This window comes from Clavibacter tessellarius (assembly GCF_001618005.1).
Taxonomy (GTDB): Bacteria; Actinomycetota; Actinomycetes; order Actinomycetales; family Microbacteriaceae; genus Clavibacter; species Clavibacter tessellarius_A.
Window position 1 is genome coordinate 1 of sequence record NZ_LQXA01000050.1, and the last position, 25,233, is coordinate 25,233.

The following is a 25,233-nucleotide window of genomic DNA, read 5'->3' on the forward strand; positions in this document are numbered from 1 at the left end:
CCCCGCCGCCGCCGTCCCGCCGCATCGCGGCACAGGCACCCGCACCACCGCGACACCCGCACCACCGACACACGAAGGAGGACCGATGGCCCGCTTCCCCGGCCTCGACGCCCTCCGGTCCCGCCGGTCCGAGCGCCCGCGCACCGAGCGCGTCCCCGTCACCCTGCCCGACGGCGACGCGCCCGCCGGCAACTGGCTCCGCAGCATGCGCTTCTCCGGGTTCTCCGCGATGGTGCTCGTGCTCCTCGTCCTCACGGTCGTGGTCCTCGCGCCGGGCCTGCGCATCTACCTCGAGCAGCGCCAGCAGCTGAGCAGCCTGCAGAGCGCGGTCGACGCGCAGAAGCAGACCATCGCGCAGCTCCAGGACCAGCGCGCCCGCTACGACGACCCCGCCTTCCTCAAGGCGCAGGTGCGCGACCGCCTCTTCTACGTGATGCCCGGCGAGACCAGCTACCTCGTGCGCGGCCTGCCCGCGACGGGCGGCCAGGCGGCCACCACCACCCCGGACGGCGCCCCCATCAGCGACGACCTGCAGGAGACGAAGCAGGACTGGGTCCAGGCCCTCCTCGGCTCCGCCCTCACCAGCGGACTCAGCGACACCCCGCCCGACCAGCTCCAGGGATCCGTCCAGGGAGGCGACCAGTGACCCGACCCCCCTTCGACCCGCCCTCCGAGCGCGACGTCCGCGTCGTGTCCGCCCAGCTCGGCCGTCCCGCCCGCGACGTCGTCGGCATCGCCGCGCGCTGCGTCTGCGGCAACCCCACCGTGGTGAGCACGGCCCCGCGACTCAGCGACGGCACGCCGTTCCCCACGCTCTACTACCTGTGCCACCCCGCGGCCACCGCCGCGATCTCGCATCTCGAGGCCGAGCACGTCATGGCGGAGCTCCAGGACGACCTCGCGGAGGACGAAGCCATGCGCGACGCGTACGCCGCGGCCCACGCGTCCTATCTCGCCGACCGCGAGTCGATCCTCGTCGTGCCGGAGCTCGCGGGCGTCTCCGCGGGCGGCATGCCCGTGCGCGTCAAGTGCCTGCACGCCCTCGCCGGCCACGCGCTGGCTGCGGGCCCGGGCGTGAACCCCATCGGCGACATCGCGCTGGCCCGCGCCTCCTGGTCGCCGGACGTCTGCGAGTGCGCCGACCACGACGCCGCATGATCCGCGGACGCGCCGGCCGGGCCCGCGCCGCCGGCACGCCCGCCGGGTCGCCGCATCGCGCCGCCCGCGGGCTGGTCGTCGCGGTGCTCGCGCTCGCCTCCGTGCTGGCCGCCGCGTCGCCCGCGGTCGCGGATCCCGTGCGCGAGCGGGAGTACTGGCTCGCCGACTACGGCGTCCAGCGCGCGTGGAACACGACGCGCGGCGAGGGCGTGAAGGTCGCCGTCATCGACACGGGCGTCGACGCCTCGGTCGCGGACCTGCGCGGCGCGGTCGTCGGCGGCACGGACGTCTCGGGCGTCGGATCCGCGGGGGGCACCCGGCCGGTCGGCGCCTCCAGCGAGCACGGCACGATGGTCGCCTCGCTCCTGGCCGGCCGCGGCACCGGCACGGGCTCCGGCGTGATCGGCGTCGCTCCCGCGGCCAGCATCCTCAGCGTCTCGGTCGCGCTCGGCGGGCCGACGCCGGGCGCGCGCGACGAGGACGCGCAGATCGCCGACGCCGTGCGCTGGGCCGTCGACAACGGCGCGAGCGTCATCAACATGTCCCTCACCCGCAACTCGCTCGACTGGCCGGAGAGCTGGGACCGTGCCTTCCTCTACGCGTACCAGCACGACGTCGTGGTGGTCGCGGCGGCCGGCAACCGGGGGAGCGGCACGACCGAGGTCGGCGCGCCCGCCACGATCCCGGGCGTGCTCGCGGTCGCGGGCGTCGACCGGTCGGGTGCCGCCAGCTTCGACGCGTCGTCGCAGGGCATCACCATCGCGGTCGCGGCGCCCAGCGAGCAACTCGTGGGCGTCGCCCCGGGCGGCGGCTACGTGCAGTGGAGCGGCACGAGCGGGGCGGCGCCGCTCGTCTCCGGCGTGGTCGCGCTCGTGCGGGCCGCGCATCCGGAGCTGAAGGCCGACGACGTGGTCGAGCGGGTGCTCGCCACCGCCCGGCAGAAGGGGCAGCCCGAGATCTACGGCCGCGGGCTCGTCGACGCGGCCGCCGCCGTGACTGCCGACGTCGCGCCCGCCAGCGGCAAGCCGCTCGGCGACCTCGAGGAGTGGGTGCGCCTGTACCGTCGCGCGCCCGTCGCGACGCCGACGCCGGACGCGGGAGCCACGGCGGATCCGGCCCCCACGGTGCCCGCGGACGCCGCGCCCGCCGACCCCGCCGCCGACCCGCTGCCGACCGTGGGCGCGCTCCGGCAGGCGGGGATCCCGGCCCTCGTCCTGTCCCTCTTCGCCGGCGCGGCGGCGGCGATGTCCGTGGTGGCCGTGCGGCATTTCAGACGGCTGCTCCGGAGGGAGTAGCCTGATTCCGACCACAATCTGCAGGGAGTCATCCATCGTGCCCAAAATCCTGATCGTCGGCGGCGGCTACGCCGGTTTCTACACGGCATGGAAGCTCGAGTCGCACCTCCGATCCGGCGAGGCCGAGGTCACCATGGTCGACCCGCTGCCGTACATGACGTACCAGCCGTTCCTGCCCGAGGTCGTCTCCGGATCCATCGAGCCGCGCCACGCCGTGGTGTCCCAGCGACGCCACCTGCGCACCACCAACGTCGTCACCGCCAAGGTGACCGGCATCGACCACGCGTCGAAGACGGCGACCATCACGCCGCCCGTGGGCGAGCCGTACGAGTTCTCCTACGACATCATCGTCGTCACCGCGGGCAGCGTCTCCCGCACGTTCCCGATCCCGGGCGTCGCGGACGAGGCCATCGGCCTGAAGACCATCGAGGAGGCCGTCGCCATCCGCGACCGCATCTTCGCGAACTTCGACCGCGCGGCCACCCTCCCGGCCGGGCCCGAGCGCGAGCGCCTCCTCACCTTCGTGGTGGTCGGCGGCGGCTTCGCGGGCATCGAGGTGTTCGCCGAGATGCGCAGCATCGCGACCGACCTCGTGAAGAAGTACCCCGAGATCGACTTCGAGGACACGCACTTCCACCTCATCGAGGCGATGGGCCGCATCATGCCCGAGGTGTCGCTCGAGACCAGCCACTGGGTGCTCAAGAACCTCGCCGAGCGCGGCGCGCTCGTGCACCTCGACACGCAGCTCAAGTCCGCCGTCGGCGGCGTCGTCGAGCTGTCGACCGGCGAGTCGTTCGAGTCCGACGTCATCGTCTGGACCGCGGGCGTCATGGCCAGCCCCATGCTCAAGAACACCGACCTCCCCATCGAGGAGCGCGGGCGCCTGCGCGTGCGCGCCGACGGTCGCGTCGAGGGCGACGACGGCATCGTCGCGGACGCCTGGGGCGCCGGCGACGTGGCGGCCACCCCCGACCTCACGGGCGGCGGCGTCGGCGGCTTCTGCGTGCCCAACGCGCAGCACGCCGTCCGCCAGGGCAAGCTCATGGCGAAGAACCTCACCGCGAGCATCCGCGGCGAGGGCATCACCGACTACTTCCACAAGAACCTCGGCGCCGTCGCGGGCCTCGGTCTCTACCAGGGCGCGTTCCAGTCCGGCAAGCTCGGCATCACCGGCTTCCCCGCCTGGGTCATGCACCGCGGCTACCACGGGCTCGCGATCCCGTCCTTCGAGCGCAAGGCGCGCGTCGTCACGGGCTGGCTGAACAACCTCGTCTGGGGTCGCGACATCGTCTCCCTCGAGGCGCGCGAGACCCCCCGCACCGCGTTCGAGACGTTCGCGTCGCGCCCGCGCCCCGCCGCGGATGCCGCTCCGGCCGCCCCCGCGAAGAAGGAGGAGGCGCCGGCCAAGAAGGCCGCCGAGGAGAAGGCCGACGCCCCCACCGAGGGCGAGAAGTCCCCGGCGCTCGCGGGCAGCTACAGCTCCTCGCCCAGCGCGGAGACGCAGGACGAGGACCGCACGGCCTGATCCGCGTGACGCTCTAGCTCCACCGACGACGGCCCGCAGGCATCCGCTTGCGGGCCGTCGTCGTGCGTGGGCGCCGGATCCGCTCGCCGACCGTAGGCTGTCGGGAGCGCCCCGGCGCCATGCCCCCGTAGTCCAATTGGCAGAGACGGGCGACTTAAAATCGCCGCAGTGTCGGTTCGAGTCCGACCGGGGGTACTGCTCGCAAGGGGTCCGGGAAGCCGGGCGTCCGCGCGGCTTCCCGGGCTACGGTCGGACGGCGGGGCCCCGGGACCGACGCGAGATGCGCGACCGGACGGCCTTCCGCGCGGGCTCCTCGACGAGGTGGTAGCACGCGGCCCCCACGGCGACCACGACGGCGTAGTGGCCGACCAGGATGGCCAGCTTGACGCCGGTGCCGGCATCCGCGAAACGCCCGACGGGGAGCAGCGCCCCCAGCACCATCAGCACGATGAAGTGGGTCATGTACACGGAGTAGGAGATCCGGCCTCCCCAGAGGAGCAGCCGCGAGCCGAGCAGCCGACCGACCGGACCCGTGGCGCCCGCGCAGGCGAGGACGAACAGGGCGATCACGGGCAGCGTCGACAGGGGCTGCGTGCCCTCGACCCCTATGGAGGCGAGTGCGACGGCGAGCGCGAGGACGCTGACAGCGGCGGTCACGTCCCAGCCCCACCCGAAGCGGCGGTCGCCGAGCCAGCGCCAGCCGGCGAAGAGGCAGCAGCCCGCGGTGAACTCGAACGCGATCCGGAGCCAGATGAGCAGGAACGCGGAGGGCGAGTCGATGACCAGCGCCCCGGCGGCGAGCATCGCCGCGGCGCCCACCACGACCAGGAGCGCCGCTGCCCCGAAGCCCGACGCTGCTGTGCGCAGCCGCACGAGTCCGATCGCGATGAGCGGGAACGCGAGGTAGGCCGCGAACTCCGCGGAGATCGACCACGCGGGGCCGTTCCAGGCCGAGAGGCCGAACACGGTCTGCGCGTTCAGGAGGTTGACGGCGAACGAGAGCGGCGTGTAGCCGCCGTCGGCGGAGAGGGCGACACCGAGGATGCGGGCTCCGAGGACCAGCGCGAGCATGGCGAGCAGCGTGAAGAGGTGCACGGGGTAGATGCGCGCGAACCGCAGCTCGAGGAAGGCACGGTAGCCGGACCAGGAGGGCGTCGCGAACCGGTCGGCGTAGTTGTAGGCGATGATGAAGCCGCTCAGGACGAAGAAGATCTCGACGCCGAGGAACCCGGAGCGGACCCAGGGGCCGATGACCTCCTGCGCGGAGGGGAACAACCCGTAGAGCACGAGCCGGAAGTGCTCCACGACCACCCACGCCGCCGCGAGGGCGCGGATCCCCGTCAGCCCGTCAGCTCCTGGCGGCGGGATGCGATGCCGGCGGTGCTCGTCATCAGTGCAGCCTTGCACACGGCCGCGCCCCGCGGACAGCGACGCGGATGGGTTCCGACGGAGACCACCCGGGCCGCCCCCACCCGCCCACCACTGAGACGACCACCTATCTCGACGCCGAGCGGCCACTGAGGTAGTACGCGATCCTTCCGCGCACGTATGGTTGAGGCACCCGCGGGGTTCGGGTGCCGTGGACGGGGGTCCATGACGGCGAAGGGGCGGGGATGACTCTGATCGAGGACGCGCGGGCACTCGCCGCGCAACGTGCCGTCGAGGCGCTCGGACTGCTCGACGGGCCGCCCGAGGAGCGGTTCGACCGTGTGACCCGGCTCGCCCGCACGGCGTTCGACGTGCCGCTGTCGACCATCGGGCTCGCCGACCACGACCGCATGTGGTTTGCCTCCTGTGCGGGCGCGGAGCTCTCCGAGACGCCCATCAGCACGGTCTTCTGCGACACCACCGTCCGGGAGGAGCGCCTGCTCGTCGTCGAGGACGCGCAGATGCATCCTGTCTTCCGCCACCTGCCGAGCGTGGCCGGGGAGCCGCACATCCGCTTCTACGCCGGGCATCCGCTGCGGGACACCGAGGGCGTGGTCGTCGGCACCTTCTGCCTCTACGACGTCCGGCCGCGCTCGCTCGACGGGGCGCAGCTCGCCCTCTTCGAGGAGCTCGCGGAGTGGGCGCAGCGCGAGCTGGTGGCGAGCGCCGAGATGGAGCGCGCGCACGCGGTCCAGTCCGCGCTGCTGCCCGCGGCCGAGGTGCAGCTGCCGGGATATGAGATCGCCGCCGTGTGCGTGCCCGCCCAGGTCGTCGGCGGCGACTTCTACGACTACGAGCGCACCCCGTCGGGCCTGCGCTTCGCCATCGCGGACGTCATGGGCAAGGGCACGGGCGCGGCGATCCTCACGGCCACCGTGCGCGCCGTCCTCCGCGGGGTCGCCGCCACGGCCGACCGCTTCGGCGCCGGCGTGCTGGAGGACACGGGCCTCCTCGTCACGGACGCCGCGCGCTCCCTCGAGGCGGACCTCGAGCGCACGGGCGCGTTCGTCACCCTGCAGCACGGGCACCTCGACCAGGCCTCGGGCCTCCTCCGCTACGCGGACGCCGGGCACGGCCTCACGATCGTCGTGCACCCGGGCGGCGGCGTGACGCACCTCGGCACGACCGACATGCCCGTCGGCATCATCCCCGACCACCAGTGGGAGGAGCGCCACGTCGTGCTCGCCCACGGCGACACCTTCGTGACCTTCAGCGACGGCCTGTTCGACATGTTCGGCGGCAGCACCCCCGCCTTCGAGCTGATCGGGGCCCTCGTGCGCGAGTCGGGCGGGGTGCACGGGCTCGTGGAGCGCGTGCGGATCCTCGCCTCCGCCGGCACGCCCCTCGACGACGTGACGGTGCTCGCGGTGAAGCGCGCATGAGCACCACGACGACGACGACCGCGGCGCCGCGGCGTCCGCGCGCCCAGCGCATGACGGTCCGCTTCGCGATCGTGCGGATCCTCGCCGTGATCACCGCGATCCTCGGCCTCAACTACATCATCTGGCGCCTGCTGTTCTCCGTGAACCCGGAGGCGCTCTGGATCGCGATCCCGCTCGTGATGGCCGAGACCTACAGCCTCATCGACTCGCTGCTGTTCGGCCTCACCATGTGGCGCGCCCGCGACCGCCCGAAGCCGCCCGTGCCCGGACCCGGCCTCACGGTCGACGTGTTCATCGCGACCTACAACGAGCCGCTCGACCTGGTGATGGAGACCGCGCGCGCCGCCCAGCGCATCCGCTACCCGCACAAGACGTGGGTGCTCGACGACGGCAACCGCACGGAGCTGCGCGACCTGGCGGAGGCCGAGGGCATCGGCTGGATCACCCGCTCGGCCGACTGGTCGGGCCGGGCCCGGCACGCGAAGGCCGGCAACCTCAACAACGCGCTGCTCACGACCGAGGGCGAGTTCATGCTCATCCTCGACGCCGACCAGGTGCCCGAGCCCGAGATCCTCGACCGCACCCTCGGCTACTTCGACGACCGGCGCATGGCGCTCGTGCAGACGCCGCAGGTGTTCGTGAACGTGCCCGACGCGGATCCGCTCGGCAGCCAGGCGCCCCTGTTCTACGGGCCCATCCAGCAGGGCAAGGACGGCTGGAACGCCGCGTTCTTCTGCGGCTCCAACGCGATCCTCCGCCGCGAGGCCCTGATGCTGCTCGGCGTCTCCCGCTACGTGACCGACACCGAGATCAGCGTGTTCCGCGCGCTCCGCACCGCGAACGACGTGCTCGACAAGGCGCGCGCCGAGCTCGAGCCCGACCAGGTCGACCTCCGCAAGGCGCTCGACGACGTGACCTACGACGTGCGCCGCGCCCGCGCCGAGCTCCGCCGCGGCCAGCGCCTCGCGGACGTGACGTACCGCTTCCAGAAGCGCGTCGACTCGATCGCCGCGCGCATGGTGCAGGACGACATGTCGGCGCTCAAGGCCGACCTCGCGGAGATCGCCGCGCTCGCGGGCCGGCACTCCGCCGACCGCGACGCGGTGTCGCTCGTGGACGACAGCGCCATGACCCGCCTGGCCCAGCGCGACTGGTCGCCGCTCGGGGCGCTCGACGCGGTGCGCGCGATCATCCGCGACATCGACGTGCACCGGGACGACGACGCGCAGTCGATCATGCCGCTGGCCACCATCTCCGTCACCGAGGACATGGCCACCTGCATGCGCCTGCACGGCCTCGGCTGGAAGTCGGCGTACCACGACGAGGTCCTCGCCTACGGGCTCGCGCCGGAGGACCTGCCGACGATGCTCACGCAGCGCCTCCGCTGGGCGCAGGGCACGATCCAGGTCTTCTTCCGCGAGAACCCCCTGCTGCAGAAGGCGCTCTCGATCCCGCAGCGGCTCATGTACTTCGCCACCATGTGGAGCTACTTCTCCGGCTTCACCGCCCTCGTCTACGTGGCGGCGCCCATCATCTACCTGGTCTTCGGCGTGCTCCCCGTGCAGGCGCTCTCGACCGACTTCTTCTTCCGCCTGATCCCGTTCCTCCTCGTCAACCAGCTCCTGTTCGCGGTGGTCGGCCGCGGCAAGCGCACCTGGCGCGGGCAGCAGTACTCGCTCGCGCTCTTCCCGGTGTGGATCTCCTCGGTCACCACCGCTGTCGCCAACGTCTTCTTCCGCAAGCCCCTCGACTTCGCCGTGACGCCCAAGGTGCGCGCCGAGAGCGGGAAGCCGCGCTGGGACCTGGTGAAGCCGCAGCTCTACGTGATCGGCGCGCTCATCGTCGCCTCGGCGATCGGCCTCCTCCGCCTCGCGGTCGGACAGGCGACGCCGCTCGGCACGTTCACCAACCTCGCCTGGGTCGTCTTCGACCTGGCGATCTTCAGCATCATCATCCGTGCGGCCCGCTACCGGGGCTTCACGCCGGCCAAGGAGGACGCATGATCGACATCGCAGTGGCAGAGCAGGGCACGGAGGTCAGCGTCGTGACGCCGACCGGGCGCCTCAACATGGTGTCGGCCCGTCAGCTCACCACCGTCGTGACCGAGGTCATCGACGGCGGGCGCCCCTTCGTGGTGGTCGATCTCGGCAGCACCGAGTTCATGGACTCCTCCGGTCTCGGCGCCCTCGTCTCGGGCCTCAAGCGCGCCCGGCAGGCGGGCGGCGACCTCCGGCTCGCGCGCCCGAACGCGCAGGTGCGGGCGGTGCTCGAGCTGACGAACCTCAACCGCGTCCTCACCGTGCACGACGCCCCCGAGGGCGTGTTCGGTGACCGGTGAGGACATGGAGGGCATGACCCACCACGCGCCGCCGGTGCGCGCGAACGTCACGCTCCCCGCGGTGGACGAGAGCCTCGCGGCCGTGCACGCCGTGATCGCCGCGGTGTGGGACCAGGCCTTCGACGTGAGCGACGAGGAGCGGATGCTCTTCGAGACGGCCGTGGTCGAGATCGCGGGCAACGTGGTGGAGCACGGCGTCGCGGTGGGGCAGCGCGCGGGGTACCCCGTGACCTTCACGATGACCGTGGTCTGCCAGCACGACCGCATCGTGGCGCTGTTCGAGGACGACGGACAGCCGGCCGTCGTCGACCTCACGGAGGTGTCCATGCCCGACGACCTCAGCGAGAGCGGCCGCGGGCTGGCGCTCGCCCAGGCGATCCTCGACGACCTCACGTACGAGCGCACCGACGGCAGCAACCGCTGGCGGCTGGTCAGGCTCCGCGGCTGATGCGCGGCATCGGGAGACGGGACCGGGCGCGGTGGGGCGCACCCGCCCGGGGCGGGATCCGCCGCTGGGCCGCGGCCATGGTCGCGCTCGCGATCGCCGTCGTGCCCGCGACGGCGGCGCTCGCCGCGCCGCAGCCGACCGCGACGGCGCCCGCGGCGCCCGTGGACGAGGTCGACCTCACGCGCGGGCCGGCCGCGCCGTGGTTCGGCGGCATCATCGACTGGACCGCGGACGACGCGCAGAGCTACGCCGATCGCCTGGGCGCCACCCCGGCCGTGCTCGGCCAGTCCGTGCGCTACCCCCTCGGATCCGACGACGTCACCTACCTCGACCAGTTCGCCCAGCAGGCCGCGCAGCAGGGGTCGCTCCTCTTCCTCACCCTCGAGCCCACCGAGCCGCTCGCCGAGCTCACCGCCGCGGACGCCACCGCCCTCACCGACCGGCTCGAGGCGCTCCGCGAGCGCTACGACTCCCGTGCGCTCGTGCGGTTCGCCCCCGAGATGAACGGCTCGTGGACCCCCTGGGGCCAGCAGCCGTCCGCGTACATATCCGCGTTCCGGCAGATCGCCGACGCCGTGCACGCCTCCGACGCGGGCGCCGTCACCGTGTGGTCGCCCGCCTACGCGGCCGGGTACCCGTTCGGATCCGCCGACGGGCTCACCGACTCCTCCGCCACCCGGCCCATCGCCGAGCTCGACACCGACGGCAACGGCCGCGTGGACGTCGACGACGACGCCTACCGCCCCTACTGGCCGGGCGACGAGGCCGTCGACTGGGTCGGCCTGTCCGCCTCGCACTTCGGCTCCGAGCAGGACTTCTCCGTCGGGCAGCCGTCCCAGGAGTACCTCGGCAGCGAGGTCATCCCGCAGCAGGAGTTCGGGAAGAACGTGGTGCCCGAGGAGGGCAAGTTCGCGCGGGAGCTCGCGGGCGAGTACGGCTACGCCGACGAGGGCGGCACCGGGCGCGACTTCGCGGCCGAGTGGATCGAGGGCACGGGCAAGCCCGCCGTGATCGAGACCGGCGCGCTCTACGACCCCGCGCGCACCGACGGCGCGAGCGAGGCCGACGTCAAGCGCGGCTGGTGGGAGCAGGTGCTCTCCGCCGAGACGCGCGCCGACCACCCCGGCATCGGCATGGTCGTCTGGCGGGAGGTCGAGCGGAAGGAGGCGGAGGCCGACGACGCCGTCGTCGACTGGCGCGCCACGGGCGACGCGGACATCGCGTCCGCGCTCCGCGCCCACCTGGATCCGGCCACCGCGACCCTCGGTCCCGTCACGCAGGTCTTCGACCAGGAGCGCGCCAACGTCGCGACCGCGCAGTACCGCGACCCCGGATCGCCCGAGGACGAGCAGATGGGCTGGATCGTGCTGTGCGCGGTCGTGCTCCTCCTCCTCTTCGTGATCTCCGGGCCGATCGGCCGCCTCAAGCCCGGCTGGCGCTACCCGGACGAGAACTCGCCCCGCGACCGCCGCCTCGACCTGTTCCGAGGCTGGACCATCGTGGCCGTGGTCATCACCCACATCGAGGTCGCGAGCCCCTACTCGTACGTGACGATCAACGCGATCGGCGCCATCACGGGCGCCGAGATGTTCGTGCTGCTCTCCGGCCTGGTGCTGGGCATGGTCTACCCGATGGCGGTCAAGAAGTTCGGCGAGATGAAGGCGCTCGTCTCGATCCTGCGCCGCGCGTTCAAGCAGTACATCGTCGCGATCGCCGTGGTCGTCATCGTCTTCGCTCTCACGTTCGTGCCGTTCCTCGCCACCGACGTGATCACCACCTTCACCGACCGCGGCACGGGCGCGGACGGCAAGGTCACCTCCGGCCAGGTCTACGACCTCTACCCGAACGGCGACCGGCTCCTCGACTACCCGCCGCCCTGGTACGCGATCCGCGACCTGCTGCTGCTGCGCATGGGCCCGTGGGTGTTCAACATCATGGGCCTGTTCGTGGTGCTGACCCTGCTCGTCCCGGGGATCGTGTGGCTGCTCCGCCGCCGCATGTGGTGGGTCGTCCTCATCGCCAGCTGGACCGCGTACGTGCTCAACGCGCAGTTCGACATCCGCGTGCTGCCGTCGATGTTCGAGGATGTCTTCCCCCTGCTCACCTGGCAGGTCGCGTTCCTGAACGGCATGGTGATCGGCTACTACCGCCGTCAGATCACGCGCGCGCTCACGGGACGGCTGGGCCGCGTCCTCGTGTCGATCCTCGTGGTCGCGTACGTGGGCGCCCTCGCGGTGCTCTGGGCCGGGCACACCTACGGGGTCGCGATCCCGGGCGTCCCCGACGGCCTCTACTCGTCGCTGTACGAGTCGATGTACCAGCGCACGTTCCTGCAGCCGGGCCGCCTCATCGACCTCGGGCTGATGCTCGTGGTGGCGTACACGTTCCTCACGCGGGTGTGGAAGCCGGTCGACCGCGCGTTCGGCTGGTTCTACACGCCGCTCGGATCCGCGAGCCTCTACGTGTTCATCGTCCACGTGTTCTTCGTGCTGATCGTCGGCAGCCTGCCGTTCCTCGACAGGTCGAATCCCTGGCAGGGGGCGGTGGTCCACACGCTCGTGCTCGCGGCGATCTGGTTCATGGTCACGCGCAAGGTGCTCTTCAAGGTCATCCCCACCTGATCGGCGCGGGTCGGAGCCGCACGGAGCCGACCCGCGCTCCGCACCCCTTCCCGGACGTCCATCACCCAGGTCATCGGCACGAGCGGGCAGCCGCCGCTGGACCGCCGCGGGCGTCGCCGGCCGTCAGCGCCGGTTGCGCGGGCTGTCCGGCGCGAGCACCGAGTTGCGCCGGGAGTAGGTGAGGTAGATCACGAGCCCGATGACGAGCCACACCGCGAACCGCACCCACGTCTCCCACGGCAGCGACGAGACGAGCCAGAGCGAGAAGCCGATGCCGATGATCGGCACCACCGGCATGAGCGGCAGCCGGAACGTCCGCGGGATCTCCGGCCGCCTGTAGCGGAGCACGATCACGGCCGCGCACACCACCACGAACGCCAGCAGGATCCCGATGTTCGTGAGCTCCGCCACCACGGTGATGGGCAGGAAGCCCGCGAACAGGGCCGAGCCGATGCCGATGATCCACGTCACGCGCGTGGGCACGTTCCGCTTCCGGTCGGTGACGGCGAACCACTTCGGCAGCAGCCCGTCGCGGCTCATGGAGAACCACACGCGGCTGGCGCCGAGCATGAAGGTGAGCATCACGGTGACGACGCTGACGATCGCGCCGACCGCCACCACGTTCGCGACCGCGGGCAGCCCCACCGACTCGAACGCCGTCGCGAAGCCGCTCTTCGGGTCGATCTCGCTGTACTTCTGCATGCCCGTCAGCACGATCGTCGCCAGCACGTAGAGCGCCATCGCGATGCCGAGCGACAGCAGGATCGCCTTCGGCATGTGCTTGGTGGCGTCCTTCGACTCCTCGGCCGCGGTGCTCATGGCGTCGTAGCCGAAGACCGCGAAGAACACGGTGGCGGCGCCGGTGAAGACGCCGGCCGCGCCGAAGGGGAAGTACGGCTGGTAGTTCGCGCCGGTGATCTGCGTGAAGCCGATGACCACGATCACCAGCACGAGCGCGACCTTGAGGCCCACGAGGTACAGCTCGAAGCGGCCGACGCTCTTCATGCCGCGCGTGAGCACGAACGCGGTGCCGAGGCAGAGCACCACGGCGAACAGGTCGACCACGTGGCCCTCGCCCGTGCCGGCGGCGCCGAGCATCCAGGCCGGGAGGTCGACGCCCACGTGGTCGAGCAGGAAGCCCGCGTACCCCGATACGCCGATGGCGACCACCCCCACGATGGCGGTGTACTCGAGCAGCAGGTCCCAGCCGATGAACCAGCCGACGATCTCGCCGAGGGCCGCGTAGCCGTACGTGTAGGCGGAGCCGGCCCGCGGGATCATGCCCGCGAACTCCGCGTACGAGAGCGCGGCCGCGGCGCTCGCGATGCCGGCGATGAGGAACGAGATGAGGACGGCGGGGCCCGCGGTCTGGTTGGCGACCGTGCCCGCGAGCGTGAAGATGCCCGTGCCGATGATGCCGCCCACGCCGATGGCCGTCAGCTGCCACAGGCCGAGCGAGCGGGTGAGGCCGCCCTCCTCGCCGGCGCCGGGCTCGGCCTCGATGGCCTCCACCGGCTTCCGTCTCGTCAGGGCCGTCCAGAACGACGTGCTCGCTGCGCTCATGCTCCGCTCCTGTCGGGTCGCCCACCGGGGGATCGCGCCGTCGGCTCTGACGGCGCCTCCCAGTGTGGACCCGGCTCCGCGTCCGCACCAGGCGCGGCGTGGCATCGGGACGGACGGGACGGGGCGCTGCTAGGAGCGGACGGAGGGCTCGACCACGCGGATCCAGAGCCAGACCGCGACGCTGACCGCGGCGAAGGCGGCGGCGATCACGAGGGCGGTGATCCAGAGGCGGGCGTCGACCCCGCGCGCGGTGGTGGCGACCGCGGCGAAGCCGAGCGTGAGCACGGCCACGCTGACGACCGCCCAGAGCGGGAGGGAGCGCAGGATCAGCGAGCGGCCGAGGACCAGCGACACCGGCGTCAGGGCCAGCGCGGCCGAGCTCAGGGAGGCGAGCGTCATGACGCTGAGCAGCTCGTTCGCGGTCTCCGGCCACATGCCGCCGCCCGCGGGCACGAGGCCGTAGAGGATCCACGACACGAGGCCGAGCGTCGCGAGCGAGCCGGACTGGACGAGCGCGAGGCGGGCGCGCGACCGGTCGTCGCGGTCGTCGGCCACGAGCCCGAGCACCTGCCCGAGGACCACGGGCGGGGCGAGTCCGAGCACGCGCGAGAGGAGCACGGCCGTGACGGAGAGCACGAGCAGCGCGGGGACGGCGCGCACGCGGGCGGGGGCGGCGCCGACGCGGCCGGCCACGGACGCCACCGCGACGACGCCCACGCCGTTGACGACGGCGAGGCCCACCAGCGCGGCGAGGAAGAGGCGCACGGCGTTGGGGTCGGATCCGACGGGCAGCGACAGCGACGCCAGCGCGGCCGCGAGCACGAGCGCGGCGGCCGCGGCGCCCCAGCGTCCGGCGCGGCCGGGCTCGCGAGGCGGACGGGTGCCGAGCAGGGTGGGCTCCGGGAGGCGCCGGGGCGGGATCGGGATGGGCGCGGAGTCGACGCGCCCGCCCACCACGAGCAGCTGCCCGGTCGTGGCGGGGGAGTCGGTGATGGCGGCGGCCGCGGCGCGCGTGGTGAGCGTGCCCGCGTCCCCGCGCGGCACGATCCGGAGCGGCGTCACATCCTCGGCCGAGCGGTGCCGGCCGCCGAAGCGCGAGATGAGCGCGCCGCGGACGAGCAGCGCCGGCAGCGCGACGAGCAGGACGGCGCCGAGCGCGAGCAGCAGCGGCAGGAGGCCGCGGCCGTCGGTGAAGGCCGCGGACAGCGGCTGCAGCGCGGTGCCGAATCGCGTGGGCGCGTTCCAGGTCCCGGGCGCCGCGGCGGAGGGGGCGCCGGACCCGGGCCGGGCGTCGGGGGAGGGGCCGGCGCCCGGGGCGGAACCGCCGCCCGCGCCGCCGCCGGACCCGGGCGCGGGCGCGGTCGTCGCGCCGTCGGGCGACGCGGTGGCCCGGGGAGTCGGCGTGGCGCTCGGCGTGGGCGTGGCGCTCGGCGTCGGAGTGCCGGACGGCGCGACGACCGTGACGCGCACCTCGGCCGCCAGCGTGCTGATGTTGCCGAGCGGATCCGTGACCGTCGCCGTGATCCCGAGCGGCCCGGGCGGCAGCGTGCCCGTCGTGCACGACCACGCGCGTCCGGACACCTGGGCCGCGCACGCCGAGTCGCCGTACCCGCTGATGTAGGCGCGCACGGTCGCGCCGTCCTCGTCCGCGGTGCCGGAGATGGTGATGCCCGTGGCGTCGACCGTCGCGCCGGCCGCGGGCGCCGTGATGACCGCGGCGCCGGGCGCGGTCGTGTCGAAGCTGCCCGACCCGCGGCCGACCGCCGGCGTCCCGGTGCTCCACGGGGTGCTCTGGGTGGCGGTCACGGGGACGGCGGTGCCCGAGGGCGGGGGCGGCGCGAGGAGGCAGGCCCACGTGCTCGAGGAGCCGACGGTGGCGCGGCAGGAGGCGGAGCCGGAGCGCGCATCGACGGTCGCGCCCGGGAAACCGGTGCCGCTGACCACCCCGGTGGTGACGACGGGGAAGCTGTTGACGCCGGGTGCCCGCAGCACGGACACGGTGGTGGTCGCCTCCTGTCCGGCGGAGGTGACGCGGACGGGGCTCTGCCCGTCGGGGACGCCCGTGGCGGTCGCGCGCCAGGTGGTGGCGGTGGGGAGCGTGACGGCGGCGGGCACGCTCGCGATGGTGACCTGCACGTCCTGGCCGGACGGACGCGTGCCGGTCACGGTGATCGCGCCGTCGGTCGAGAAGGCGGGGGTCTGGACGGTCGGCGCGGGGAGCGGCCCACCGGAGGGGGAGGGGCTCGGGGTGGGCGTGGCGTCGCCGGTGACGGCCGTCGCCGCGGTCGCGCCGCCCGCGGCCAGCGCGGCGACGAGCACCAGCAGGGCGGCGAAGCGGGCCATCGGCTCGAGGGCCGGGCGCGGCGCCCTCGCCGTCGTGCGGGATCGCCGGACATCGCCCCCCGCCGATCCCGTGGAGGGGCGTCCCTCGATCTTCGCCCGATACCGCACCGTGCACCCATTCATGCGGGATCGTCCGGGCGTGTCAACCGCCCGCACCGCCCGTGACGGAAGTGGTCCCGCAAGCTGGATGCCCGGTCCGTGCGCCTCGCATGCGCGATGGGCGCGGCCTCCGTCGGGAGCCGCCGTCCGCGTGCCCGATACTGACGGGGTGCCCCGACCCGACGCCGTCCCCGACCGCCCCACGCCCGACGAGCTGGCCGGTCTCCTCGCCGGCGGTCCGCGCATCGGCGTCGCCACCAGCGCCGCCAAGGTGGAGGGCCGCGCGCACGAGGGCGGCCGCACCGAGTCGGTCTGGGACGCGTTCGCCCGACGCGGCGATGCCGTCGCGGGCGGCGGCGACCCCGAGCGCGGCGCCGACCACATCGCGCGGATGCCCGAGGACGTGGCGCTCGCGGCCGAGCTCGGCGTCGACGTGCTCTCCTTCTCGATCTCGTGGTCCCGCATCCAGCCGGAGGCGCGCGGCGGCCTCCGGCGCGAGGGCATCGGCTTCTACGACGAGCTCGTCGACGCGCTGCTCGCCGCGGGCATCCGCCCCCAGGCCGCGCTGCACGACCACGACCTGCCGGTCGAGCTCCAGGATCGCGGCGGCTGGCTGCACCGCGACACCGCGCTCCGCTTCGGCGACCTCGCCTACCTGGCGGCGGAGGCGCTCGCCGACCGCGTGAACGACTGGACCACCCTGCGGACGCCCGCGCTCACCACGATGGGCGGCCATGTCGCCGGCACCCACGCGCCGGGATCCCGCCTCGGGCTCGACGCCCTCCCGACCGTGCACCACCAGCTGCTCGCGCACGGCCTCGCGGCGGAGGCGATCCGCGGATCGCGCTCCTCCGCACGCATCGGCATCGTGAACGCGCACCGCATGGTCGAGGCCGCCTCCGCGGACGACGACGACCGGGCCGCCGCGGTCGCCGCCCGGGCCCTGCACCAGGACCTCTTCGCCGACGCCGTGCTCCTCGGCCGCTACCCCGACCTCGAGGGCCCGCACGCCGAGGCCTTCGCGCGCCTGATGCGCGTCGACCCGTCCGACCTCCGCACCATCGCGCAGCCGCTCGACCTCTACGGCGTGGAGCTCGCCGACCCGATCCGCGTGGCCGCCGTCCCGCGCCTCGTCGCCGGATCCGCCGCCCTGCCGTTCGTCGAGCTGCCCTGGACGGAGCACCCCGCGACCCTGGACGGGCACCCGGTCGCGCCCGACCTCGTCCCCGTCGTACTCGCCGACCTCCGCGCGCGCTACGGCGACGCCCTGCCCCCGGTCGTGCTGTCCGGCCTCGACGCCGCCCACCCCGAGCAGGTGGACGACCGGGACGGCACCCGGCGCGACCCGCGCCGCGCGCACGCGATCTCCGACCACCTCGTGCAGGCGCTCGCCGCCGTCGGCCCCGGCGGACCGGCCGCGGGCGTCCGGCTCGAGGCGGTCATCGCGGGCAGCCTGCTCGACGGCTTCGAGTGGGAGGCCGGGCACACGGCTCCGCGCGGCCTGGTGCGGGTGGATCCGCGCACCTCCGACCGCACGCCGCGCACCTCGTACCGCTTCCTCCGCGACACCCTGCGCGCCCGCGGCTGACGCCCGGCCGGCCGACGCCCCCAGTACGGGTGCGCCGGGGGATCCCACGGAGGTCGCGCACAGGGCCGCGCGTAGACTCGCGGGCATGGAATCGTGGATCGCGCTCGGAGCCGTCGTGCTCCTGGCAGTGCTCGTCGGCATCTACCTCTGGGCCACCTACAACGCCCTCGTCACGCTCAACGTGCGGGTCGACGAGGCGTGGAGCGACATCACCGTCCAGCTCAAGAGGCGCGCCGACCTGCTGCCCACCATCATCGACTCGGTCAAGGGCTACGCGACCCACGAGCGGCAGGTGTTCGAGTCCGTCACGTCGGCCCGCACCGCGACCATCAGCGCCGGCAACCCGAGCGAGGCGAGCGCCGCCGAGGAGCGCCTGCAGGGTGCGATGAAGTCGCTGTTCGCCGTGGCCGAGGCGTACCCGCAGCTCCAGACGAGCCAGACCTTCCTGCAGCTGCAGGGCGAGCTCGTCGACACGGAGGACCGGATCCAGGCCTCACGCCGCTTCTACAACGGCGGCGTCCGGGAGCTCAACACCAAGATCACGCAGTTCCCGAACACGCTCTTCGTGCGCGGGCTGGGCTTCGGCGAGCGGGACTTCTACGAGGTCTCGAGCCTCGCGTCCATCGCCGAGCCGCCGCGCGTGCAGTTCTAGCGGACCGCGCCCCTCTCAGCCGACGGACGTCGCCGCGATCCCCGGCAGGCGCGCGCGCAGCGCCGGAGCCAGCGTGCCCCGGTCCACCACCCCCACCTCCGCGAGGCCCTGCCACGCGGCGGCCCGCTCCACCAGCGGCGCGATCCGCTCGGCGACGGCGTCGGGATCGTGGCGTCCCTCGATCCACGATGCCTGCACGCGCAGCACGCCCGCCTGCCGGTCGCTCTTGAGGTCGACCCGGGCCACGATCTCGTCGTCGACCAGCACCGGCAGCACGTAGTACCCGTGCACCCGCTGCGCCGCCGGCGTGTAGATCTCGATCCGGTAATGCAGGTCGAACAGCCGGAGCGCCCGCTCGCGGAACCAGACCACGGGGTCGAACGGCGAGAGCAGGGCCTCGGTGCGGATGCGCCGCGGCAGCCGCGCGTCGCGGTGCAGCCACACGGGCAGCGGCCTCCCGCGCCCCTCCCAGCCCGGCACCGTGACGGGCAGCACCTCGCCCGTGTCGGCGAGGTCGACGAGCGCGCGGTCGGTCGCCGCGCGGGACAGCCGGAAGTAGTCGCCGAGGTCGGCCGCCGTGCCGATGCCGTGCGCGACGGCGGCCCGGCGGACGAGCTCGCGCACCGCGTCCTCCTCCGGCACGACGCGATCGCGGACGGCCGCGGGCAGCACGTCCTCCGCGAGGCCGTAGACGCGCTCGAACCCGCGCCGGCCGGCGCTCGCGATCTCGCCCCACGCGAACATGGACTCCAGCGCGCGCTTCACGTCGGACCAGCCCCACCAGGGCCCGGTCCGCACGTTCGCCTCGTGCTCGATCGCGCTCGCCGGCACCGGGCCGGTGCGGCCGAGCTCCGCGCGGACCTCGGCGAGGAGCGGCGCGTGCTCGCGCGCCCAGGATCCGGGCCGCATGCGCCGCGCGCGCTCCGCCTCCATCCGCCAGCGGTACAGCGGCAGGTCGTCCACCGGCAGGACCGCCGCCTGGTGCGCCCAGTACTCCGTGAACGCCCCGCGGCCGCCGAACAGCATGCGGTCGAGCGCGGACCGGTCGTAGGGTCCGACGCGCGCCAGCATCGGCAGGTGGTGGCTGCGCTCGAAGACGTTGACCGAGTCGATCTGCAGGAGAGCCAGGCGGCGCACCTCGGCGGCGAGGCGGCGCGAGCCGGGGGCTGCCGGATGCGGTCGGCCGAGCCCCTGCGCCGCGAGGGCCACGCGGCGGGCGAGAGCGGGGGAGACGGTGTCGGGCATGGATCGACGCTACCGGCGGCCCCCGACGGACGCCGTCCGCACCCGCGCGGCTGGCCACGGGCCGCGCCCCGCACGGCCGCACCGGAGCCCCGTCCTAGACTCCCAGCATGATCTTCGGCCAGCGATCCCGCGCGCGCGCCGCGGCTGCCGCCCGTGCGGCCGAGCCCCGCGTCGAGCCCGACATCGACACCGTCCAGCCCGTCGCGCGCACCGTCGCCGAGACCGTCCCGCCCGGCATGGTCATCGCGGGCGCGTGGGCGTGGCGCCTGCTCCTCATCCTCGGCGTGCTCGGCGTCGTCGCCTGGCTCGTGATCCAGCTCGAGTACGTGGTCATCCCGCTGTTCCTCGCCATCGTGCTCGCGGCCCTCCTCGTGCCCATCTCGAACTGGATGCAGCGGCACCACGTCCCGAAGTGGCTCGCGGTCGCCATCTCCGAGATCGGGGTCATCGTCGCGGTGGCCGCGCTCGTGTACCTCGTGACGACGCAGATCATCGGCCAGTACGACTCCATCCGCGCGCAGACGCTGACGCGCTACGCCGACGTGCGCGGCTTCCTCATCGACGGGCCGCTCCAGCTCTCCGAAGCGCAGCTCAACGACGCGTACCAGCAGGCGGTCGACGCGATCCAGCGCGACGCGGGCGCGCTCGTGAGCGGCGCGCTGTCGGTCACGTCGTCGCTCGGGCACGTGCTCACGGGCGTGCTGCTCGTGCTGTTCTCCACCCTCTTCATCCTCATCGACGGCGCGGGCATGTGGCGCTGGGTCGTGCGGCTGTTCCCGCGGCTGGCGCGCCCGGCCGTCGACGGCGCCGGTCGCGCGGGCTGGGCGACGCTGCAGAACTTCGTCAAGGTGCAGGTGCTCGTGGCGCTCATCGACGCGGTCGGCATCGCAGGCGGGGCCGCCATCATCGGCGTTCCGCTCGCGATCCCCATCGGCGTGCTGGTGTTCCTCGGCTCGTTCATCCCGATCGTGGGCGCGGTCGTCACGGGCACGCTCGCCGTCTTCGTCGCGCTCGTCTACAACGGGCTGACGCAGGCGCTCATCATGATCGCGATCGTGCTCATCGTGCAGCAGGTGGAGGGCCACGTGCTCCAGCCGCTGATCATGGGGTCGGTCGTGAAGGTCCACCCCCTCGCGGTCGTCCTCTCCGTCGCCGCGGGCGGCATGGTCGGCGGCATCGCGGGCACGTTCTTCGCCGTGCCGCTGGTCGCCACGCTCAACTCGATGGTCAAGCACGTCGCGAGCGGGGCGTGGCGCGGCGATCGGGAACCGCCGCCGCCCGCGGTCCCCGCCGACGCCTCGCACGCCACCCGCCGTCCGACCCCCAGGGAGCGCACCTCATGACCGACGCCGCCACCGCCGCATCCGACGCCCGTCCCGCCGCCGTGCCCGCCGACGCCCCGGTGCTCCGCGCCGTCGGGGACGAGATCGACCCCTCGCAGCTGGGGGAGGAGACGGCGGCGCTGGCGGGGGAGCTGCCCCGCGGATCCGCGCCCACGCTCGCGCGCATCGAGGCGGCTCGCGAGGTCGTGAGCCGCGTCGCCGACGTGACGCCCATGGAGTCGTCGCGGTTCCTCGCCGAGATCCTCGGCAGCCCCGTGCACCTCAAGTGCGAGAACCTGCAGCGCACCGGCTCGTACAAGATCCGCGGCGCCTACAACCGCATCTCGCGCCTCACCGACGAGGAGAAGGCGCGCGGCGTCGTGGCGGCCTCCGCCGGGAACCACGCGCAGGGCGTGGCCTTCGCGGCGCGCGAGCTCGGCATCCGCGCCACGATCTTCATGCCCGTGGGCGTCGCGCTGCCGAAGCTCCAGGCCACGCGCCAGTACGGCGCCGAGGTGGTGCTCCGCGGCCACAGCGTCGCCGAGCCCCTGCGCGCGGCCGCCGAGTTCGCCGCGGAGACGGGCGCCGTGCTCATCCCGCCGTTCGACCACGAGGACGTCATCACGGGGCAGGCCACGCTCGGCCTCGAGATCCTCGACCAGACGCCCGACGTCGACACGGTCGTCGTCCCCATCGGCGGCGGCGGCCTCATCTCGGGCGTCGCGACGGCGCTCAAGCTGCGCGCCGCCGAGGAGGGCCGCACGATCCGCGTCGTCGGCGTGCAGGCGCGGAACGCCGCCGCCTACCCGCCGTCCCTCGCCGCCGGCCGCCCGACCGAGATCGAGATCACGCCCACCATCGCCGACGGCATCGCCGTCGCCAAGCCCGGCCTGCTCAACTTCGACATCATCCGGGAGAGCGTCGACGAGGTCGTCACGGTCGAGGACGACGACACGGCCCGCGCCCTGCTGCTGCTGCTCGAGCGCGCGAAGCTCGTGGTCGAGCCCGCGGGCGCGGTGGGCGTCGCGGCGATCCTCGCCGGGCTCGTGACGGACGCCGGCCGCACCGTCGTGATCCTCTCCGGCGGCAACATCGACCCGCTCATGATGGAGCGCGTCATCAGCCGCGGCCTCGCCGCCTCCGACCGCTATGTGAAGCTGCGGATCATGCTGCCCGACCGTCCGGGCCAGCTCGCGCGCACGTCGCAGATCATCTCCGAGGCCAACGCGAACGTGGTCGAGGTGCTGCACACGCGGCACGGCCGGGGTCTGCAGATCAGCGAGGTCGAGCTCGAGGTGAGCGTGGAGACGCGCGGCTCCGAGCACACGGCCGAGGTCGTGCAGCGCCTCCGCGACGCGGGCTACGACCCCCGGCTCCTGCGCGACTGACGGTCGGCGCGCGTCGGGCGGGGCCCCTCGGGACGACGAGAGGGGACGCGGACCATGCGGTCCGCGTCCCCTCTCGTCGTGACGGCACGCGCTACGGCGTGTAGTTCTCCACGGCCTGGATCTCGACGGGGATCTCGCGGCCGTTCGGCGCCGTGTACGCGCCCTTCTGCCCGACCTCCCAGCCGATGATGGCGGTGCCCAGCGGCGACTGCTCGCTGTAGACGTCGAGGTCGCTGTCGCCCGCGATCTCGCGGTTGCCGAGCAGGAACTTCGTCTCGTCGCCGGCGATGAGCGCGGTGACGACCGTGCCGGGCTCCACGACGCCGTGGCTCTCCGGGGCGTCGCCCACCTCGGCCGTGCGGAGCAGCTGCGTGAGCTGGCGGATGCGGGCCTCGATCTTGCCCTGCTCCTCCTTGGCGGCGTGGTAGCCGCCGTTCTCCTTGAGGTCGCCCTCCTCGCGGGCGATCTCGATCTTCTTCGCGATCTCCTCGCGGCCCTGCACGCTGAGGGTGTCGAGCTCCCTGCTGAGGCGGTCGAACGCCTCCTGGGTCAGCCAGGTGACTGCCTGCTCCTGCGCCACGATGGACTCCTTGCACTCGCACGGACGCCCCGACGGATCCGTCGAGGCGAATCCCCCACTCTAGGCGGGCCAGCAGCTGTGGATCAACCCGGTGACGGCCGGCCCGGTGGTGCGCAGGCGCACGGTCTCGGTGCGCTCGACGCCGTCCTGCGCGGGCAGCTCGACGACCTTCCAGCCCACGATGGAGCGCTGCTCGTCCTGCGCCTGCACCGCGCACCACGCCTCCTGGCCGGCGGGCATGACGACCGAGAACGTGACGTCGATGGTGCGCGCGTCGACGACGTCGAAGGCGCGGTCGGTGGCGTCGATGGATCCGGACGCCTGGTCGAGCCCGGCCCACAGCACCCAGGCGCCGAACACCAGCGCGACGAGCCCGCCGGCGATGCCGTAGAGCCAGCGCTGGCGGATGCGCGCGGGACGCGTGCGGCCGTACCGCTCGTCGAGCGCGGCGGTCGAGACGGGGGCGGGGACGCGGTGCTCGACGGTCTCGTCGTCGTCCATGGAGGGGCCCGCGGAGGGGCCCGGGGATGCGGGGGAGCGGGACTCGGTCGTCACGGCGATCTCCTCCACACGCACCTTGTACTCTGGGGATCAAGACTACATTCCCCACCCTTGGAGCCCCGTGACCCTGCGCCTCATGGCCGTGCATGCCCACCCCGACGACGAGTCGAGCAAGGGCGCCGCGACGTACACCCGCTACACGCAGGAGGGCGCCGAGGTCATGGTCGTCAGCTGCACGGGCGGCGAGGCGGGCGACATCCTCAACGAGGGTCTCGAGGACCGCGCGATGGCCGAGCGCGACCTGCCGGGCCTCCGCCGCATCGAGATGGCGCGTGCGCAGGCCGTCATGGGCGTGCAGCACCGCTGGCTGGGCTACGTCGACTCGGGCATGGCGCGCGAGGACGGCTCGCTGCCGCCCGCGTCGTTCGCGAGCATCCCGGTGGAGGTCTCCGCCGAGCCGCTCATCCGCCTGGTCCGCGCCTTCCGCCCGCACGTCCTCGTGGCGTACGACGAGAACGGCGGCTACCCGCACCCCGACCACATCCAGGCGCACGTCGTGGCCATGGAGGCCTGGCGCGAGTCCGGCGTCGCCGGCTCCTACCCCGACGCGGGCGAGCCGTGGGAGGTCCGCAAGCTCTACTTCGACCGGATCTTCAACGGCACCAAGATCCGCGCCGTGCGCGAGCACCTGGTCGCCGCGGACGCCGGTCCCGAGATGCTCGAGGCCGTCGACGAGATGCTCGGCTGGATGGGCGACCGCCCTGACCTCTCCACGACGCGCGTGCACGTCGCCGACCACTTCGAGGCCCGCGACCGCGCCCTCCTGTCGCACGCGAGCCAGGTCGCCCCCGACAGCACGTTCTTCCGCTGGCCGCGCGACCTGCAGCAGCGCGCCTGGCCCTTCGAGGACTTCCAGCTCGTCGAGTCGCGCGTGCCGGTGCCGGAGCCCGAGGACGACCTGTTCGCCGGCATCGCGGACGACGGGTCGGCCGAGGTCCCGTCCGTCGCCGACCGGGCGGAGCGCGCCTGATGGGCTCGGACCTGGCCCTCCGGCTCGCCGCCGCCGTCACGACCCCGAGCCCCACGCCCACGGCCGAGTTCGATCCGAACACCGTCTCGCCCGGCCCCGTCGGCTTCATCGCCATCTTCTTCGTGGCCGTGATGGTGCTGCTGCTCATGGTCGACATGACCCGCCGGATCCGCCGCACGCGCTACCGCGAGGAGATCCGCGGCCGGCTCGAGGCGGAGAAGCTCGAGGCCGACCTCGCGCGCGACTCGGCGCCCGAGAGGGACCGCCGGGCGACGGACCCCGACGGCGACGACCCCGCGGATCCGGATGCTCCCGCGGGTCCGCCGCGCGGCTGAACGACGCCCCTGCCGGGTGGCGGGTCCGCCCCCGCGCTGTGGACGCCCGTCGGCCCGCCTGGGCCTCGGACCCGTATTCTCGTGACCCCCACGAGAACGGAGTCCCATGGACACGACATCCTCCACGCCCTCGGGCCGATCCCCGCTTCGCCCCGTCCGGGCCGCATCCGTCACGGCCCTCGCCGCGATCGCGCTCTCCGCCACGGTCGGCCTCGGCATCGCCCACGCATCCGCCGCAGCGACCGCGTCCGCGGCTCCGGATGGGGTCAACGTCAGCGCCATGGGCCACAACCACAGCCAGCCCGAGCCGCATCCCGAGTACGAGTGGGCGCCCCCGAGGAGCACCTGGGGCCACCGCGACCTCCACGGCTGATGGCGACCGGCTGATCACC

22 protein-coding genes and 1 tRNA gene are annotated in these 25,233 nt (G+C 73.5%); 17 read left to right on the forward strand and 6 right to left on the reverse strand.

Annotated elements, in window-relative coordinates; genetic code table 11:
- The first annotated feature begins 85 nt into the window (after positions 1-85).
- The 5 genes from AWH51_RS13355 to AWH51_RS13375 all read left to right on the forward strand — a co-directional run bounded on the left by AWH51_RS13355 (position 86) and on the right by AWH51_RS13375 (position 4,173).
- Positions 86-646 carry an FtsB family cell division protein gene (locus AWH51_RS13355; RefSeq protein WP_063072556.1) on the forward strand — a complete coding sequence of 187 codons (561 nt, stop codon included), beginning with the start codon at positions 86-88 and terminating at the stop codon, positions 644-646.
- Complete coding sequence (locus AWH51_RS13360; RefSeq protein WP_063072557.1) at positions 643-1,158, forward strand: DUF501 domain-containing protein; 516 nt, start codon at positions 643-645, stop codon at positions 1,156-1,158. Before AWH51_RS13355 ends, AWH51_RS13360 begins: the two co-directional genes overlap by 4 nt.
- Complete coding sequence (locus AWH51_RS13365) at positions 1,155-2,453, forward strand: S8 family peptidase (RefSeq protein ID WP_063072558.1); 1,299 nt, start codon at positions 1,155-1,157, stop codon at positions 2,451-2,453. Before AWH51_RS13360 ends, AWH51_RS13365 begins: the two co-directional genes overlap by 4 nt.
- 37 nt (positions 2,454-2,490) lie before the next feature.
- Positions 2,491-3,978, forward strand: a complete 1,488-nt coding sequence (locus AWH51_RS13370; RefSeq protein ID WP_063072559.1) for an NAD(P)/FAD-dependent oxidoreductase — start codon at positions 2,491-2,493, stop codon at positions 3,976-3,978.
- A gap of 121 nt (positions 3,979-4,099) precedes the next feature.
- Positions 4,100-4,173, forward strand: a tRNA-Leu gene (locus AWH51_RS13375).
- A 48-nt stretch (positions 4,174-4,221) separates the two neighbouring features.
- Here the strand turns inward: AWH51_RS13375 and AWH51_RS13380 are convergent.
- On the reverse strand, positions 4,222-5,619 hold the full coding sequence (locus AWH51_RS13380; RefSeq protein ID WP_081235130.1) for an acyltransferase family protein: 1,398 nt from the start codon (positions 5,617-5,619) through the stop codon (positions 4,222-4,224).
- On the opposite strand from AWH51_RS13380, the gene AWH51_RS13385 reads away from it, so the two are divergent.
- Genes AWH51_RS13385 through opgC form a run of 5 tightly spaced genes read left to right on the forward strand, consistent with a single transcriptional unit; the run spans position 5,592 to position 12,195 of the window.
- Positions 5,592-6,788: a PP2C family protein-serine/threonine phosphatase gene (locus AWH51_RS13385; protein ID WP_063072561.1), complete on the forward strand. Its 1,197-nt coding sequence runs from the start codon at positions 5,592-5,594 to the stop codon at positions 6,786-6,788. The genes AWH51_RS13380 and AWH51_RS13385 overlap by 28 nt on opposite strands.
- A gap of 50 nt (positions 6,789-6,838) precedes the next feature.
- Positions 6,839-8,791: a glycosyltransferase family 2 protein gene (locus AWH51_RS13390; protein WP_063072586.1), complete on the forward strand. Its 1,953-nt coding sequence runs from the start codon at positions 6,839-6,841 to the stop codon at positions 8,789-8,791.
- Entirely contained in the window at positions 8,788-9,126 is a 339-nt protein-coding gene (locus tag AWH51_RS13395) for an STAS domain-containing protein (protein ID WP_063072562.1), read from the forward strand. Before AWH51_RS13390 ends, AWH51_RS13395 begins: the two co-directional genes overlap by 4 nt.
- A 13-nt stretch (positions 9,127-9,139) precedes the next feature.
- A complete protein-coding gene (locus AWH51_RS13400) occupies positions 9,140-9,574 on the forward strand; it encodes an ATP-binding protein (protein WP_063072587.1) in 435 nt (144 codons plus the stop codon).
- Complete coding sequence (gene opgC, locus AWH51_RS13405) at positions 9,574-12,195, forward strand: OpgC domain-containing protein (protein ID WP_254654585.1); 2,622 nt, start codon at positions 9,574-9,576, stop codon at positions 12,193-12,195. The genes AWH51_RS13400 and opgC overlap by 1 nt, the downstream gene beginning before the upstream one ends.
- Before the next feature lie 123 nt (positions 12,196-12,318).
- On the opposite strand, the gene AWH51_RS13410 is transcribed toward opgC, so the two are convergent.
- Together AWH51_RS13410 and AWH51_RS13415 are read right to left on the reverse strand one after the other, a co-directional pair.
- Complete coding sequence (locus AWH51_RS13410) at positions 12,319-13,758, reverse strand: amino acid permease (protein WP_063072564.1); 1,440 nt, start codon at positions 13,756-13,758, stop codon at positions 12,319-12,321.
- A gap of 129 nt (positions 13,759-13,887) precedes the next feature.
- Complete coding sequence (locus AWH51_RS13415) at positions 13,888-16,101, reverse strand: hypothetical protein (protein WP_254654586.1); 2,214 nt, start codon at positions 16,099-16,101, stop codon at positions 13,888-13,890.
- A gap of 268 nt (positions 16,102-16,369) precedes the next feature.
- Between AWH51_RS13415 and AWH51_RS13420 the strand changes: the two genes are divergently transcribed.
- Entirely contained in the window at positions 16,370-17,788 is a 1,419-nt protein-coding gene (locus AWH51_RS13420) for a glycoside hydrolase family 1 protein (RefSeq protein ID WP_063072566.1), read from the forward strand.
- Positions 17,789-17,873: 85 nt separating this feature from the next.
- On the forward strand, positions 17,874-18,440 hold the full coding sequence (locus AWH51_RS13425; RefSeq protein WP_063072567.1) for a LemA family protein: 567 nt from the start codon (positions 17,874-17,876) through the stop codon (positions 18,438-18,440).
- A gap of 15 nt (positions 18,441-18,455) precedes the next feature.
- Here the strand turns inward: AWH51_RS13425 and AWH51_RS13430 are convergent, their stop codons facing one another.
- Positions 18,456-19,685 carry a winged helix-turn-helix domain-containing protein gene (locus tag AWH51_RS13430; protein ID WP_063072568.1) on the reverse strand — a complete coding sequence of 410 codons (1,230 nt, stop codon included), beginning with the start codon at positions 19,683-19,685 and terminating at the stop codon, positions 18,456-18,458.
- 107 nt (positions 19,686-19,792) lie between these two features.
- On the opposite strand from AWH51_RS13430, the gene AWH51_RS13435 reads away from it, so the two are divergent.
- Both AWH51_RS13435 and ilvA read left to right on the forward strand, forming a co-directional pair.
- A complete protein-coding gene (locus AWH51_RS13435; RefSeq protein WP_063072569.1) occupies positions 19,793-21,028 on the forward strand; it encodes an AI-2E family transporter in 1,236 nt (411 codons plus the stop codon).
- Positions 21,025-22,395 carry a threonine ammonia-lyase gene (ilvA, locus tag AWH51_RS13440; RefSeq protein WP_063072588.1) on the forward strand — a complete coding sequence of 457 codons (1,371 nt, stop codon included), beginning with the start codon at positions 21,025-21,027 and terminating at the stop codon, positions 22,393-22,395. Before AWH51_RS13435 ends, ilvA begins: the two co-directional genes overlap by 4 nt.
- A 91-nt stretch (positions 22,396-22,486) precedes the next feature.
- On the opposite strand, the gene greA is transcribed toward ilvA, so the two are convergent.
- Positions 22,487-22,975: a transcription elongation factor GreA gene (gene greA / locus AWH51_RS13445; RefSeq protein ID WP_063072570.1), complete on the reverse strand. Its 489-nt coding sequence runs from the start codon at positions 22,973-22,975 to the stop codon at positions 22,487-22,489.
- A gap of 60 nt (positions 22,976-23,035) precedes the next feature.
- The gene (locus AWH51_RS13450; RefSeq protein ID WP_063072589.1) at positions 23,036-23,530 is read right to left on the reverse strand and encodes a DUF4307 domain-containing protein; all 495 of its coding nucleotides are present in this window, start codon (positions 23,528-23,530) and stop codon (positions 23,036-23,038) included.
- Between the two features lie 67 nt (positions 23,531-23,597).
- On the opposite strand from AWH51_RS13450, the gene mca reads away from it, so the two are divergent.
- From mca to AWH51_RS13465, 3 genes are all read left to right on the forward strand, one after another.
- Positions 23,598-24,506 (forward strand): mycothiol conjugate amidase Mca, encoded by a 909-nt coding sequence (gene mca / locus AWH51_RS13455; RefSeq protein WP_175345530.1) that lies wholly within the window; start codon positions 23,598-23,600, stop codon positions 24,504-24,506.
- Positions 24,506-24,841, forward strand: a complete 336-nt coding sequence (locus AWH51_RS13460) for a hypothetical protein (protein ID WP_063072571.1) — start codon at positions 24,506-24,508, stop codon at positions 24,839-24,841. The genes mca and AWH51_RS13460 overlap by 1 nt, the downstream gene beginning before the upstream one ends.
- Positions 24,842-24,947: 106 nt before the next feature.
- Positions 24,948-25,214, forward strand: a complete 267-nt coding sequence (locus tag AWH51_RS13465) for a hypothetical protein (protein ID WP_063072572.1) — start codon at positions 24,948-24,950, stop codon at positions 25,212-25,214.
- Positions 25,215-25,233 lie beyond the last annotated feature (19 nt).